Raw genomic sequence first — 13,707 nt, forward strand, 5'->3', positions numbered from 1 at the left:
CGGTGAATTCCCGTTGCCGTTCCGTGCAGTCCGTTGTAAAAGCGCTCCAGAGCGATCACGTTGCTGCGCATGGTATTGCCCAGAATCATGCCGCCGACCGGAATCAGATAGGCCGCATCATACCAGGGCTTTACCTGCAGGATCATCAGCATGAAATAAAGCAGGATGACACCGAACCCGCCGAGGGAGGCGACCGTTTCACCCAGCAGCAGTTGCCGGACCGGCAGTTTGCTGCGTTTGAGCGTCGTTACGTTGGCGACCAGCAGCATGACCAGAAGCCAGAGCAGATTCAACCCGGGCCGGTTCCAGCGAAACAGATATTCCAGGTAATAGCCGACCAGCAGCAACTGCACACTCATCCGCAGGACCGTCCAGAGCAACTCTTTGTTCAGGCCAAGCTTCAAACGCCAGTTGAACCACAACGGGATAAAGAGCAACAGGTAAACGGCCAGCAGGCCGCCCAGCCCGATATCGACTGTCGCGTTCATCGCCTGTCCTTTCGCACCAGTTTCCGGTCAACCGCCAGATAAATCGCCGGAAAAAGTTCGAAGAGCCGCTCATCATGGGAAACCGCCAGAACAGTCAAGGCCGGGCGCATCAAACAACGGCTCACCTCCTCGCAGGATGCGTCGTCCAGGGCGGAAGTGACTTCGTCGGCGAGGATCAAACGCCGGTCCAGCAGCAGCACCCGGGCGATGGCCAGCCGTTGTTTTTCTCCGCCGGAGAGATCATGACAGCGGCGATTCAACAACTGTGCGGATAAATTCAGCTCCTCCAGCACCTGCCGGAGCCGCTGCCCGTCGGGTTGCCGTCCGGCGTTGGCTTTGAAACGGAATGGCAGCAACAGCGCTTCCCGGACGGTGGCTGCCGCCAGCACCGGTTCCTGTTCGATAATGGCCACCTGCCGGCGTAACCCGGCCAAATTGTCCGCCGTCTGCCGGATGCCGTCGACATAAATTTCACCGGCGGCCGGCTCCAGAAGTCCGGCAATGGTGGCCAGCAGCGAGGATTTGCCGCTGCCCGATGGTCCGACGATCAGCGTCTTGCTGCCGGGTGCCAGTTCCAGATTGATGTCCTGCAGCAAGATCTGATCGTTTCTCGCTACCGTCAGTTGGCGTAGCCGCAGCATTTTCCGTCATTCCGCTCCGATGAAAAACGGTACCTGCCGGAGCCGGAATTCCTGCAGGGCCGGCTGTTGGTAGAATACTTTCATCAGAAACAGCCCGTGGGCCGGCGCGGTATCCGGGGCGGCCAGCCGGTTGCGGGCCGCCAGAATACGCGGCACCTCATCCGGCGTCAGCCGGCCGGCGCCGACCGCCTCCAGCGTTCCGGTCAGACAACGGATCATCTTGTAGAGAAAACCGTTGCCTTTGAACGTCAGGCAAATGAAATCGCCGAACTCGGCAAGTTCGATCGCATAGATGGTCCGCACCGCGTCGTCGATTTTCTTGCGCTCCACGACGAAAGAGGAAAAATCATGCGTTCCTTCCAGACAGCCGGCGGCGGCGGCAATCGCCGCCAGATCGATCGGCTGCCGCAGGTGCCAGGAATACTTCCCCGAAAAGGGGGTTTCTTCCCCGCGGTTCAAAACATAAGTGTAGGCTTTGCCCACTGCGTCGAACCGGGCGTGAAATTCCAGCGGCACTGCGGTGATCTTCCGGATGCGGATAGCGCCCGGCAGCAGCCGGTTCAAAGCCTGCTTCAGCTTTTCCATTGGAATAATCGGCCGGTGCGGGTAGGTGAAACTGGCGGCGAACCCCAACGCATGGACGCCGGCATCGGTCCGGCTGCTGCCCGTCAGATGAATCGGCGCGCCGGCGAACAATTTCGACAGGATGCTCTGCAACACCTCCTGCACAGTCCGGCAATGCGGTTGAATCTGCCAGCCGGCGTATTCGCTGCCGTCGAAACTGATTTCCAGCAACAGCCGGCCGGCCGGCTGTTCCGGCGGAATGTCGCATGCCGTCGTTTCACTCATCGAATGCTCCGACGGCCGGCTGGCGCCGGAATTCCTTGCAATACAGTTTGCGTGCCGTCCGATCGACGGTCCGCCAGAAACCGGCATCCTGCTGCAGGATGTCGCGCAGCGGCCGGTTGCGGTAAAGGCGCATGAAACGCAGCAGGTCACGGCGCGTCAAACCGATATCCATCGCCGAAAACCATAAGCCGGCAACATCCTTGACCACATACCGGTAAGGCGTTTTACGGCGCAGTTGCGCCCGGTGCAGGTCGATCAAATAGAGGCGCAGTCGACCGGCCGCCGACGCCTGGCGATCCAGCAGGTAATGGCAGAGATAGTAATCCCGGTGATTCAAGCCGTTGCGATGCAAAGTCCGACTGGTTCGGGCCAGTGATTCGATCAGCGCTTTTTTCAGCGCAAACGGCGGCGGCTCCTGCGGCCAGGGCCGGCAGAAATCCTCCAGGCTGATGCAGTCGGTCAATTCCGCCGTGATCAAAAAGGATTCCAGCCGCGCCGGATTCCAGCCGCGCTCCCCGAACGCGCAGGGGGTCATCGTCTCGATCTGCCACTCCTTCAGACACTTCAGCGCCGCAAACTCATTGCCGGCGCCCAATACCGGCCGTTTGCCCTGCAACAGATTTTTAAAGATTTCCCGCCAACCGACGCCCCGGTGGAATTTCAGGAAGAAACCGCGCCCGTCGATGACGAAACGAATGGTCCGGCGGCTTTTGACATTGCGGAATTCTTCGCCGGTCAGTTGTTCCACTGCGCCAAACGGCTCCCGCCCGCGCCAGAGTTCGGTAAAGAAATTATCCAGAAACAGCTTCATAACGCTCCTTGAGTAGCTGTTCAATGCGGTCGGCAGCCACCCGGTGCCGGTTGCACAAATCATGGCCGGCGGCGAAGTCAAGCGCTTTGCGGCGGTAGCAAGCCAATGCTTCGCCGGATAACAGCCGCGCCAATTGCCGGTCCAATTCCGTCTGGTCGAACGGCTCCGGCAATACCACGCCGGAGCCGGCCGCCTCGATATATTCCGAATAGCCGGTCGCGCCGCTGCACAATACCGGCAGCCCGGCGGCCAGACTCTCAATCAAAACGGTAGCCGCCGCTTCATTGACCGCCGGATGCAGCATCAGGTCGGCAGCCTGCAGCAACGCCGGTATGTCATCGCGCGGACCGAGAAACTTCACCTGGTCGGCAACGTTCAATTGCCGGGCCAGTTTCTGCAAGGAGGCCGGATTGTCGCGGCCGGCGACCTGATAGCTAACCTGCCGCCGCCAAGCGGCGGGCAGGGCGGCGACGGCCCGGATCGCCCGCGCCACTCCTTTGGCTTTGAAGCCGGAACCGACCTGCAGAATCAGCCGCCGGTCCGGCTCCAGGCCCAATTCCTGCCGTTTGGCAATTCGGATTGCTTCGGCGTCAGCGGTCCGGCGGCGGTCCGGCGGCATCCCCGGCGGCAGCCGGAAAAAACGCTCCGGCGCGGTCTGGTAATAGTGTTGATATTCCTGTTCCTGCCGCGCCGTCAGGCTGAAGATCAACGTTGGACTCGACGGTGCGAACAACGCCGCTTCCAGATGCTGGTAGGCCTGGTAACGCGGGAAGCGGCGATAGAGCCAACTGCGGTTGTGGCGCGCCCAGGCCTGCAGACAATTGTCGGCGGCGAAGTAAACATCGAGCGAACTCAAACGGTTGAAACCGATCAGCAACGCCGGCCGATCCTGGCGGACCGCCTGGCGCAGTTGCCGATCGAATTCCAGCGCCCGGGCATGGTTGCTGCGGGTTTTCGGTTTAAGCAGGCGCACGGCAAAGCCGTCCGGAATTTCCCCCTGCCATTCGCGGGCGTAGATGGTAATTTCATGGCCGCGCCGGCGGCACTCTTCCGCCAGCCGCAGCATATCGCGTTGCAGGCCGCCGTAAGGAAAATATTTGAACAGAGCGAACGCCAGTTTCATTGCGTCGTTTCCGTCACTTTTTTCCGCCGGAAAATGACGCCGTCCTGATGGCCCAGTTGGCCGGCCGCAACCACTTCGAAATGTTTCTTCAAGTCGGCCGGCAGCGCGTCGAAACGTTCCTGACGGGTCAGAAAACAATCTTCCGCAGGGAATTGCAGCAGGGCGTAGATGTCATCCTGAATGTCATAGCGCGGCAGGAAGACGGTTTGGCGGTCATTCGGAAAATAATCGATCAATTTCAGCACGCCCCGGCTGGCTGGAGCCTCGGGATCGGTCGGCTGCTGGCGCGGGTCCGGCGGAATGACGTAACGGCCGATGAAGCGCTTTTCCGCCGGCAGGTTGACCAGGTATTTCAATTCGTCGCCGTCCGGGCCGAGGAAATAGTAATGCAGACGGGCGTTCCGCCGGGATTGTTCGGCGTCGGCGACGAATTGCCGGCTGCTTTCGCCGGCGTTCTCGACCGGCATGACGATCATCGCCCGGATGACCACCATCGTACAGGCGGCCACCGCCAGCAGAACCATTTCCCGGTAGGACGGCTTCGATTTGTGAAAGGTCAGAATGACCAGCAGGCAGAGGATGCCGCAAATCAGAATCGGCATGAAAAATGGCATCCGGACTGCAGGCGTCAGACCGTAACGGAATACAATGAAGTTGATGACGACGGCGAGCAGCGTGGCGAACGGCAATACTTCCGCCGCCCGCAGCAGGTATTTTTTCAACCAGTCGAACAATTTCAAATGATCGAAATTGAGCATCAGCAGACCGCACAGCAGCGCCATCGCCGGAATCACCGGCACGACATACCGCAGATGTTTGGTCCCGGGAATGCTCATGCCCAGCAGGACGATGAGAATCCAGCCGGCCAGCAATCGCAGCAAAGTCTCATGCGGTTTCGCTTCATCCGGCCGCTGCCGGCATAATTTTTTGCCGTAGACGACGATGACCAGCAGTGCCAGCGGATAGGTCAGCGCATAGGAGCCGGCCGCATTGGTGAAAAAGTACCAGAACGGCTTGGTGCTGCCGAAACGGCTGAGAATCTGGTCGTCGAAAAACAGCCACAGCAGATTGTGGCCGCCCTGCCAGGCGCAGAGTTGCAGGAAAAACCACATGCAGAGCAAGGCGGTCAGGCCGCAGACGATTGCCGACCAGAGCGTTGCCATCCAGCGCCGGTTTACCAGATAATAAGCGATGATCACGGCGGCAGGAATCAAAACACCCATCGGACCGCGCACCGCGAAGCTGAACGCGACACAGAACGGCAGCCATACCAGCCGCCAGCACCAGGGCCTGCCGCTTAAATCGGCGGAATACATCAGATAAAAAGCGGTGATCGTCGCCGCCGCGGTAAAGACATCCAGGTTGGGTGCCCGGGCGATCGATAAAAATTCAAAGGACAGAAATAAAAAGCAAACCGCATACAAACCCAGCCGTTTGGAGATCTTCCGGCCGATCAGGTAAGTCATCATCACCAGATAGGCTGCCGCCAGCGCCGTCGGCAGCGTCAGGGTCAGCATGTTGATGTAACGGCCGCCCCAACTGGCCAGGTACATGAAATAGACCATCGTCGACGGATAATCGGTGTACGGTTTGCCGTACAGCGTAGGAAACAAACCGAGGCCGTATTGGCCGATTTCGGCCGTGAACAGCGCGAAACGGCAGTTGATCCGGATGATTTCGGCGGAATATAAGCCGGTGGTGAAGGCGCACAGCGCGCAAAAAAAGATCAACAGCGGAATTTTACATTTGGATGGAATAATCATTAACGTTTCCAATTCATTTCATTGTCCGGTCCAGCGAATCGTCTGCCAGGATTGCCCGGTAATCCAATGCGTCCAGAGCCCGGCGGATGCGGCGGCGGGCGGCGGGAGTGCCGGTTTTCTTGCCGGCGATGGCCGGGTTGAGCACCATCGTGGCGTGATTCAGATGGCATAGATAGCGCATCAGTTCGGCCGGCTCGAGAAAAATCATCCGATAGCCCTGTTCCACCAGTTTGCGGTGCAGGGAGCGGCCGGCGGTATCGCCGTCGAAAAAACCGTCGGTATATTTCCGGATCAGTTCGGTTCGATACAATGCGCAGTGGCTGCGCAGGTAGCGGCCGTCCCGTTCCGATTCCGGCGGGCGCCGGAACCAGGTTTCCAACTGTTTGCCCAGCCGTTTCAGCGGCGATTGGATTTCCAGTTTCCAACTGCCGACGCCGGCGATGCGTTCCTCCGCTTCCAAGCGGCCGAGCAGATAATCCAGCCAGCGGTCGGAACGGATGATCGTATCGGTATGAATGGACAGAACGTAAGGGGTATCCACCTGCTGCAGCCCCAAATCCAGTGCCCGGGCATGCATTGCCGCCGGCGTTTCCCCGGCCGAACCGGGCCGCTCGATCAGGGTAATGTTGCGCAAACTCCGCAGGTAGTCGATGGAGTCATCATGGGAATTGTTGTCGACGACGATAACCCGGATGCGTTCGGGCGGCGTATGCTTCCACAACGAACGCAGGCATAACTTGGTCAGCTCCGGAGTTTGGTATTGAACGATTAAAACGGTTAACTTACATTCAGCCATATGATTTCCTAAACAAAAATATTGCGAAACCATAAAATACCGCCGCAAACGTTTTTTGCCAATTTTCCCGGCGCCGTTCCGGGGGGAAAAATATGGTTTTTTTTTGCAAACCAACGAAATCGTGTTATCTTTAATACGCTGCAGGATGCAATTTTTTTTGGGAAAGAGATTTTATGAATGTCACTCGGATAACCAGCACCGGCAACGCCGCCGTCAAACATGTCTGCCGGCTGCGGGAGCGCCGCGACCGCGAAAAAGAGCAGTTGACGGTGCTGGAAGGCTACCGGGAACTGACTCGGGCCAGGGAGTACGGTCTGGAGTTGACGGAGTGTTTTTTCGCTCCGGAAATGTTCCTGGGCAGCAATGAATATCCGCTGCTGGAGGCCCTGGCGGCCGCCGGGGTGAAGCTGTTCGAAGTTCCACCGTTCCTGCTGGCCAAAATGGCTTACCGCGACCGGCCGGAAGGGCTGATTGCGGTGGCGAAGATGAAACGGCATACGCTGGCGGATATTCCGGTGCGGCCGGATGGTCTGTACCTGGTGGCGGAAGCGGTCGAAAAACCGGGCAATCTGGGCAGCATTCTGCGTTCGGCCGATGCGGCCGGCGTTGACGGCCTGATCATTTGCGACAAATGCACCGATATTTACAATCCGAACGTCATCCGGGCCAGCACCGGCGCCTTGTTTTCGGTGCCGCTGGCGGAGGCGGCCAGTGCCGAGGCGTTGGCCTGGCTGCGTGCCAACCGGATCGCCACGCTGGCGGCGACTCCGCATGCGGAGCAGATTTTCACCGAAGTTGACATGGTTCAACCGGTGGCGATCGTCGTCGGCACCGAGCAGGTCGGATTGACGCAGTTGTGGCTGGAGGAAGCGGATATCGCCGTCCGGATTCCGATGCTCGGCAAAATCGATTCCTTGAATGTCGCGACGGCGACGACGATTCTGTTGTATGAAGCGGCCAGGCAGCGCAACTGGCGGGTCGCGCAGGATTGAACGATGAGAATTGCCCTGTTGAAAATCAAATTTCACCCGGAACGGGAGCGCGGGGATTATTCCGGTCTCTTCGTCGACGAAATGCTGCAGCGCGGTCATCAGATCCTGATTTTCGCCGAAAGCTTTCTGGCCGACGAGAGCCATCGCTGCCGGTGGATCAAAATTCCGCGCAGTACCGGCTGGGCCAGGAACAACGGCTTTCACCGCCATGTTCAGCGTGAATTGGAGGCGGTGCGCCGGCATGAGCCGGTCGATGTGGTTTATGCGCTGAACCGTACCTGGCCGGCCGATGTCGCCAATGTGCCGCTGCCGCTGCATGCGGAGTATCTGCGGTCGCTCGGGGGTATTTTTCGGCGTTTTTCGCCCCGCAACCTGTCCATCTCGCGGCTGGAAAAAAACGTGTTCCGACCCGGGCATCTCGGTTATGCGCTGGTCAACTCCGCTTATCAGCAGCAGAACCTGATGGCAAACTATCAGTTCCCGGTCGAGCGCGTCGTCATCCTGCGCAATATCTTGAATTTTGAAGCCTGTTATCCGGCGACCGCGGCCGAAAAAACCGGTTCCCGTATCGCGGCCCGGCTTGACCGGAAATTCATCATCGCGTTTGCGGCGTCCCGTTTCGCTCCGAGCGGGCTGGACAATGCCGTCAATTTGCTGGCCGCGCTGCCGGACGCGCTGCGGCGGGAGACGTTGCTGCTGGTCATCGGCGACGACCGGCGGGAGCCGTTCCTGGCGCAGGCGGAACGCTGCGGCGTCAGTGACGATATCGTCTGGGTCGGCGGCAGCAGCGCTGAAGAATTGCGTGATTATTTGATCGCTGCGGATCTGTTTCTCTACCCGGGCAACTGCGGCGGCTGCGACGACCGCTTCGCGTTGCAGGCGATGGGGTGCGGTTTGCCGCTGTTGTGCAGCAGCCGCAACGGCGTGGCGGAACTGGTTCAGGAAAATCGCAACGGGATTGTCATCGACGAGCCGAAGGATGTCGAGCGGATGGCCCGCTGGCTGGCCACCTTCCTGCAATTGCCGCAAACGGCGCGGGAGCAGTACGGGGCCGCCGCGATGGAAACGGTCAAACCGTTCACCCGCGAAAATCATTTCAACCAGTTGGAAACGTTGTTCCGGAAAATTGTCGAATCCCGCACTGCCGGCAAATGATTGATTGCGTTCTCAATCCCGCTTGCCGGTCGCGTCGCGATATTTCGCCAGTTCCGTTTCCGCCAGCGTCCGGATTTTGTCCAGATCGACGGTGGTCGGCGGCAGTTCGAACTGCATCGATTCCAGGGTATGCTCAAGGATTGCCGCCACAGCCAGGTTGCGAAAATATTTATGATTGGCCGGAATGATGTACCAGGGGGCCGTTTCGGTGCTGCATCGTTCGAAAACGGCCTCAAAAGCCCGCTGATAATCCTCCCAGTAACGGCGTTCCTGGTAATCGCTTTCGCTGATCTTCCACTGTTTCAACGGATCGTTCAGTCTGGCCAGAAAGCGCTTCAACTGCTCTTCCGGACTGATGTGCAGAAAGAATTTGACGATTCTGGTGCGGTTTTGCTGCAGCAATTCTTCAAATTGATTGATTAAGGCGTAGCGTTTCCGCCACTCTTCCGGCGGCACCAGGTTGTGCACTCTGGCGATCAGGACATCCTCGTAATGAGAACGGTTGAAGACAACCATTTCACCATGCCGCGGCACAACGGCATGGACGCGCCAGAGGAAATCGTGCGCCTGTTCCAGCGCGGTCGGCGTTTTGAAATTCTGGACCCGGCAGCCCTGCGGATTCATCGGCGCCAGAACCTTGTTGATCGTACCGTCTTTGCCGCCGGCATCCATCGCCTGCAGGATGACCAGCAATGACTGGCGGTTTTCAGCATACAGCTTGTACTGCAGCTCGGTCAGGCGTTCAATGTGCTTCGCCAACTCCTGCTCCGCTTCGCTTTTGTCGTGGTAATCGCCAGTGAAATCCGGATCGATCTGACCGAGATCGATCCGGGAACCGGGCCGGACGATAAATTTCTTGACAAAATCCATATCACTGCCTCCTTGCTGACAACTGCTTATTGATTCTGCAATTCACGTTTTTGCGCCGGTGTTGAATACAACAGCAAAATATAGATCAGATTGCTTTCGAAAGTGCTGCTGTTGACCAGTCCCATATGGGCCGCATTCATCACATAGACACTGCGCCAGTCGATCGGAGTCTGCAGAAAGTACTGCCATTGACCGCCGACCCGTTCATCCAGCAGACAACTGGTGGTCAACACTTTGCCGTCTCCCGGCTGATAACGGGACACCCGGATGTTGCCGGTTTTTCGATTGACCTCCGCCTGCCGGCTGGTTTCCACCGCATCGCCGAGAAAAAGAATCAGTTGAACATCTTCCGGCGGAGAGGAGGGGACCCGCAACGCCTGCTGCAGATATTTCGCCTGCTTCAGGCATTTGCTCAAATGATCCAAGGCGATGGTTTCCCGCTCCTGCCGGTTTTGCGCATACGGCAGCAGCAGCTTCAAAACCTCGTCCTGCTTCGGATCCATCAGCCCCCAGCGGTTGTCCACCCAGACCTGGGGAGAAAAAATATCGATCGGCGGACCGGCCGGATCGTCCTCGTAGACCAAACTGCGGGTACTTACCGGCGGCATCATTTCGTAATAGGAAGGAAACGAGGCCACCACCGCCGCCGGCATCAGCGGCGTGCCGGGAGCGATGCGCATGCCGGAAGTCATTTCGATACAGGTGTCCAGATAGCCGGCGTTCGGCGTGCCGATGATGATAGTCTTGTCGACATATAAGCTGCCGCGCCAATCCAGTTGAGGCAGGGAGCCGTCGTCCGGCAGCGCCTGATCACCGTACATCAGATAGTAACGGGCCAACAAGCCGCCCATCGAATGGGCGATCAAATCGAACTGCACATCGAAATCTTTCACTCCGTAAATCCGCTCATATTCCTGCTGCAGGAACGTGCGTTTCTCCTGGATGAACTCGTGCAGCGCCTGAACGTTTTCGACGATGTCGCGCCGCCAGTCGTACGCGAAAACGAATTGCATCGGATAACGGTAGGAATAGTTCTGCCGGCTGCCGCTTTCCGGCGGATAACCGGCCCGGTCGAGCAAAGCGATCAAAATATCGTAAGCGTCGAGCTGGAACTTGATGCCCATGATGGAAACCTTGACATTGTCCAGAATTCCGTTGGGATGAATGGTGTCCCGCAGTTCATGCAGCGGCGTGCCAAGGCGCATCGGATGATACAATTTCAGCAACTGCCGCGCATCCATATTGCTGCGGGGGGCGAACGTGAACATTCCCCAGACTTCCGTCCCGTCGAGCGAATCGCCGAGCCGGGAACCGAACAGACCGGGAATGACGATAACCGGATTGCGTTCCAGTCCTTCGTATTCCATGCTGCACTTGGTCAAATCGCTGTGCAGCGGCTGTCCGTCGCTGCTCAGGGAACTGTAGGAACCGACACTGCTCGGCGTACAGCCATAGTGCAGCAATAAGGCAAACAATGCCATCCGGCAACCGAAAATCCATAATTTCATCCCGCTCTCCCTTGAAGTGCTTTCCTTCAATATAATCTGCCGGACGGAAAAAAGTATCGTCAAAACCGGAAAGTTTGCTTTTTTATTGTTCGCCGTGGTCGCTTAAAATGGCGCGTTCGCCGCTCCGCGGGAGGAATCCGGCTCGAAAACGGCCCATTGCCCCTCCTGGCCGTCGTCGGAAGTCAGTATCTCGATTCGCTTTTGCAGCGCATCCAGCCTGGCCCGGCAGAGCCGGCTTAATTTGGCGCCTTCTTCGAAGCGCGCCATCATCTCTTCCAATGGCAGGGCGCCTGATTCCATCTCCTGGACCAGCCGCTCCAGGCGGTCCATCGCTTCTTCAAATTTCAAATCTTCAACCGGTTCCTGCATCGCTTCCGTCATATGAACCATTCCTTTTCGTTTTTTTCTGTCCAGGAAAACTAACCGGTGAAAAACTTTTTTCAAGTTATTTTGTCCGTCCTTTAGATTTTTTTCATGGATTATGGTATTTTATAACACTTGAAATATGGAGATGGTATGATAAATAGTTGACGTTCGCGGTTGCTGCTTGCATCGTGTAATTTATGGCGATGAAATTGGACGTTAGGAAACGGACAGGGTACAGATTGAATTTTTATATGAGGCGCATTTGGACGGCTGGTGGTGGTAAATCTATCGAAATTCAAGGTCATCAGCATGTCCAAGAAGAAAATTAGGCAAGTATGAGGCAGAATTGTTGGCGGAGTTCCTGGGAAAGGACATATTGCCGGAGGTAAGAGTGAAAGACGATTTGCAGGCGAAAATTTCAAGTTTGACGCAGACCAGGGAAAAACTGGTTCAACTGCGTACTGCCTTGAAGAACAAGGTCAACAATCGGTTGGCGGCTCACTTCATCGTGTTGAAACGCGAAGAGTTGTCCACGGAGAAAGGGCTTTTGAAAGCATTGAGTTATCACTTCGATTCGATTACCGACACGGAAATGCTGGTGGTCGTCGAACCTTATCTGAACGCATTTCATGAAGCGGTCAAAAGTCAGCGGGGAGGTGCGAACGTCAATATCGCCTTGGCGCGCAAATTCCTCGATATCGTATATAAAACATTGAAAAACAATTGGATATTTGAGGATTTTATTCAATTCAAACTCGTAAAAAATTGAGTTTTTCTCGATATTGAAGTGGAAGTTTATCATAGGAGATCAAAAAATGGACGACACTCAGCAAGCCAATGTACCGGAATTGATCAATGAGGCGGATATTTTCGCCCAGCGGACCGCCCGCGCCAAAGAGCTGGCCGCCGCTGGCGAAAAGCCGTTCGGTCAGCGTTTTGACCATACCGAATTGATCGAAAATTGCCGCCGGTCATTCAACCCGGAAGCGGCAGAGCCGCCGGTCGTCACTGTCGCCGGTCGACTGATGGCGCGCCGGGTGATGGGCAAATCGATTTTTGCCGACCTCAAAGACAGTTCCGGCAAAATGCAGCTTTTCGTCAGCCGCAATGACCTCGGCGACGAAGCGTTCGCCGCCTTCAAGAAACTGGATATCGGCGATATCATCGGCATCGAAGGCTGGATGTTCCTGACCAGGATGGGGGAGTTGACCATCCATGTGCAGAAATGTACCTTGCTGTCCAAGTCGTTGCGGCCGCTGCCGGAAAAATTCCACGGCCTGACCAATGTCGAACAGTGTTACCGCCAGCGTTATCTGGATTTGATCACCAATGATGACAGCCGTCTGATTTTTCAGCAGCGTTTCGCCATTTTGCGGGAAATTCGCAAATTCATGGAAAACAAGGGGTTCATGGAGGTGGAAACGCCGATGCTGCAGCCGTTGGCCGGCGGCGCCAATGCCAATCCGTTCAAAACGCACTACGAGGCGTTGAATGCCGATATGTACATGCGCATCGCGCCGGAATTGTATTTGAAGCGGCTGCTGGTCGGCGGGTTCGAAAAGGTGTTCGAATTGAACCGCAATTTCCGGAACGAAGGAATTTCGCGCCGGCACAATCCGGAATTCACGATGATGGAGGTTTATCAGGCCTACGGTGACTGCCGGACGATGATGGATTTGATCGAAGAGCTGATTACCACGGTGGCGATGAAGGTGCGCGGCACCCTGCAGATCGACCACGGCAACGGCAAAATATTGAATCTGGAACGGCCGTGGCGGCGGGTCACCTATCGCGAACTGGTCGCCGAGCGGGCCGGGGCCGACTGGTTCGAACTGGATCACGCCGGCCGGGTGGCCCGCGGCCGGGAGCTTGGGGTCGACGTTTCACTGGCGATGCCGGATTTCGAAGTGACCAATGAAGTGTATGAAAAGTTGATCGAAAATACGTTGATCCAGCCGACCTTCGTCATGCGCATGCCGGCCGAGCTGGTGCCGCTGGCCAAAGCCTGCGAGGACGATCCGACCGTCGTCGATGTCTTCGAGCTGGAGATCAACGGCATCGAAGTGGCGCCGGGGTATTCGGAGCTCAACGATCCGATCGAGCAGCGCCGCCGTTTTGTCGAACAATTCGAACGGACCCGGCAGCCTGGCGACCGGATGTCCGATAAGATCGATGAAGATTTTCTGACCGCTTTGGAGCACGGCATGCCGCCGGCCGGCGGCATGGGTGTCGGCATCGACCGGCTGGTGATGATGATCACCGGCGCGGAATCGATCCGCGACGTGGTGCTGTTTCCGCAGATGCGGCTTCGTAAATAAATGGTGTTCTGACTGGTTCCGGTCCGC

Annotated in this window: 13 protein-coding genes and 1 pseudogene; 4 read left to right on the forward strand and 10 right to left on the reverse strand. The window is 57.2% G+C overall.

From position 1 onward, the window contains the following. Positions 1-17: 17 nt before the first annotated feature. From HWX74_RS20305 to HWX74_RS15315, 7 genes and pseudogenes are all read right to left on the reverse strand, one after another. A pseudogene (locus tag HWX74_RS20305) lies at positions 18-488 on the reverse strand (ABC transporter permease); the annotation flags it as partial. Beyond that, complete coding sequence (locus HWX74_RS15290; RefSeq protein WP_176014362.1) at positions 485-1,129, reverse strand: ATP-binding cassette domain-containing protein; 645 nt, start codon at positions 1,127-1,129, stop codon at positions 485-487. The pseudogene HWX74_RS20305 and the gene HWX74_RS15290, both read right to left, overlap by 4 nt. A gap of 6 nt (positions 1,130-1,135) precedes the next feature. After that, positions 1,136-1,978: a tRNA pseudouridine(38-40) synthase TruA gene (gene truA, locus HWX74_RS15295; protein ID WP_176014363.1), complete on the reverse strand. Its 843-nt coding sequence runs from the start codon at positions 1,976-1,978 to the stop codon at positions 1,136-1,138. Next, positions 1,971-2,789, reverse strand: a complete 819-nt coding sequence (gene rfaP, locus HWX74_RS15300) for a lipopolysaccharide core heptose(I) kinase RfaP (RefSeq protein ID WP_176014364.1) — start codon at positions 2,787-2,789, stop codon at positions 1,971-1,973. Before rfaP ends, truA begins: the two co-directional genes overlap by 8 nt. Further along, positions 2,770-3,912, reverse strand: coding sequence for a glycosyltransferase family 4 protein (locus HWX74_RS15305; protein ID WP_176014365.1), 1,143 nt, complete (start codon positions 3,910-3,912; stop codon positions 2,770-2,772). Before HWX74_RS15305 ends, rfaP begins: the two co-directional genes overlap by 20 nt. Next, positions 3,909-5,675, reverse strand: coding sequence for a glycosyltransferase family 39 protein (locus HWX74_RS15310; RefSeq protein ID WP_176014366.1), 1,767 nt, complete (start codon positions 5,673-5,675; stop codon positions 3,909-3,911). Before HWX74_RS15310 ends, HWX74_RS15305 begins: the two co-directional genes overlap by 4 nt. A 13-nt stretch (positions 5,676-5,688) precedes the next feature. Further along, entirely contained in the window at positions 5,689-6,471 is a 783-nt protein-coding gene (locus HWX74_RS15315; protein ID WP_176014367.1) for a glycosyltransferase family 2 protein, read from the reverse strand. Positions 6,472-6,644: 173 nt separating this feature from the next. Between HWX74_RS15315 and HWX74_RS15320 the strand changes: the two genes are divergently transcribed. Both HWX74_RS15320 and HWX74_RS15325 read left to right on the forward strand, forming a co-directional pair. Beyond that, positions 6,645-7,463: an RNA methyltransferase gene (locus tag HWX74_RS15320; RefSeq protein ID WP_176014368.1), complete on the forward strand. Its 819-nt coding sequence runs from the start codon at positions 6,645-6,647 to the stop codon at positions 7,461-7,463. A 3-nt stretch (positions 7,464-7,466) separates the two neighbouring features. After that, a complete protein-coding gene (locus HWX74_RS15325; protein ID WP_176014369.1) occupies positions 7,467-8,618 on the forward strand; it encodes a glycosyltransferase family 4 protein in 1,152 nt (383 codons plus the stop codon). A 12-nt stretch (positions 8,619-8,630) separates the two neighbouring features. On the opposite strand, the gene HWX74_RS15330 is transcribed toward HWX74_RS15325, so the two are convergent. The 3 genes from HWX74_RS15330 to xseB form a co-directional block, all read right to left on the reverse strand. Next, the gene (locus HWX74_RS15330) at positions 8,631-9,488 is read right to left on the reverse strand and encodes a polyphosphate kinase 2 family protein (protein ID WP_176014370.1); all 858 of its coding nucleotides are present in this window, start codon (positions 9,486-9,488) and stop codon (positions 8,631-8,633) included. A gap of 26 nt (positions 9,489-9,514) precedes the next feature. Continuing rightward, positions 9,515-10,996 carry a hypothetical protein gene (locus HWX74_RS15335; RefSeq protein ID WP_176014371.1) on the reverse strand — a complete coding sequence of 494 codons (1,482 nt, stop codon included), beginning with the start codon at positions 10,994-10,996 and terminating at the stop codon, positions 9,515-9,517. A 102-nt stretch (positions 10,997-11,098) separates the two neighbouring features. Continuing rightward, positions 11,099-11,377 (reverse strand): exodeoxyribonuclease VII small subunit, encoded by a 279-nt coding sequence (gene xseB / locus HWX74_RS15340; protein WP_217704975.1) that lies wholly within the window; start codon positions 11,375-11,377, stop codon positions 11,099-11,101. A 376-nt stretch (positions 11,378-11,753) separates the two neighbouring features. Here xseB and HWX74_RS15345 point away from each other — a divergent pair, with 376 nt between their 5' ends. Together HWX74_RS15345 and lysS are read left to right on the forward strand one after the other, a co-directional pair. Continuing rightward, positions 11,754-12,131, forward strand: a complete 378-nt coding sequence (locus HWX74_RS15345; protein ID WP_176014372.1) for a hypothetical protein — start codon at positions 11,754-11,756, stop codon at positions 12,129-12,131. Positions 12,132-12,177: 46 nt separating this feature from the next. After that, complete coding sequence (gene lysS / locus HWX74_RS15350; protein WP_176014373.1) at positions 12,178-13,680, forward strand: lysine--tRNA ligase; 1,503 nt, start codon at positions 12,178-12,180, stop codon at positions 13,678-13,680. Positions 13,681-13,707 lie beyond the last annotated feature (27 nt).

This window comes from Victivallis sp. Marseille-Q1083 (assembly GCF_903645315.1).
GTDB lineage: Bacteria > Verrucomicrobiota > Lentisphaeria > Victivallales > Victivallaceae > UMGS1518.

What these genes read in the sequence shown, in the direction of transcription:
- HWX74_RS15330 (WP_176014370.1), bottom strand. Translation starts at nt 9,488, where the DNA reads ATGGATTTTGTCAAGAAATTTATCGTCCGGCCCGGTTCCCGGATCGAT.
- HWX74_RS15320 (WP_176014368.1), top strand. Translation starts at nt 6,645, where the DNA reads ATGAATGTCACTCGGATAACCAGCACCGGCAACGCCGCCGTCAAACAT.
- xseB (WP_217704975.1), bottom strand. Translation starts at nt 11,377, where the DNA reads ATGACGGAAGCGATGCAGGAACCGGTTGAAGATTTGAAATTTGAAGAA.
- lysS (WP_176014373.1), top strand. Translation starts at nt 12,178, where the DNA reads ATGGACGACACTCAGCAAGCCAATGTACCGGAATTGATCAATGAGGCG.
- truA (WP_176014363.1), bottom strand. Translation starts at nt 1,978, where the DNA reads ATGAGTGAAACGACGGCATGCGACATTCCGCCGGAACAGCCGGCCGGC.
- HWX74_RS15325 (WP_176014369.1), top strand. Translation starts at nt 7,467, where the DNA reads ATGAGAATTGCCCTGTTGAAAATCAAATTTCACCCGGAACGGGAGCGC.
- HWX74_RS15335 (WP_176014371.1), bottom strand. Translation starts at nt 10,996, where the DNA reads ATGAAATTATGGATTTTCGGTTGCCGGATGGCATTGTTTGCCTTATTG.
- HWX74_RS15290 (WP_176014362.1), bottom strand. Translation starts at nt 1,129, where the DNA reads ATGCTGCGGCTACGCCAACTGACGGTAGCGAGAAACGATCAGATCTTG.
- HWX74_RS15305 (WP_176014365.1), bottom strand. Translation starts at nt 3,912, where the DNA reads ATGAAACTGGCGTTCGCTCTGTTCAAATATTTTCCTTACGGCGGCCTG.
- HWX74_RS15315 (WP_176014367.1), bottom strand. Translation starts at nt 6,471, where the DNA reads ATGGCTGAATGTAAGTTAACCGTTTTAATCGTTCAATACCAAACTCCG.
- HWX74_RS15310 (WP_176014366.1), bottom strand. Translation starts at nt 5,675, where the DNA reads ATGATTATTCCATCCAAATGTAAAATTCCGCTGTTGATCTTTTTTTGC.
- rfaP (WP_176014364.1), bottom strand. Translation starts at nt 2,789, where the DNA reads ATGAAGCTGTTTCTGGATAATTTCTTTACCGAACTCTGGCGCGGGCGG.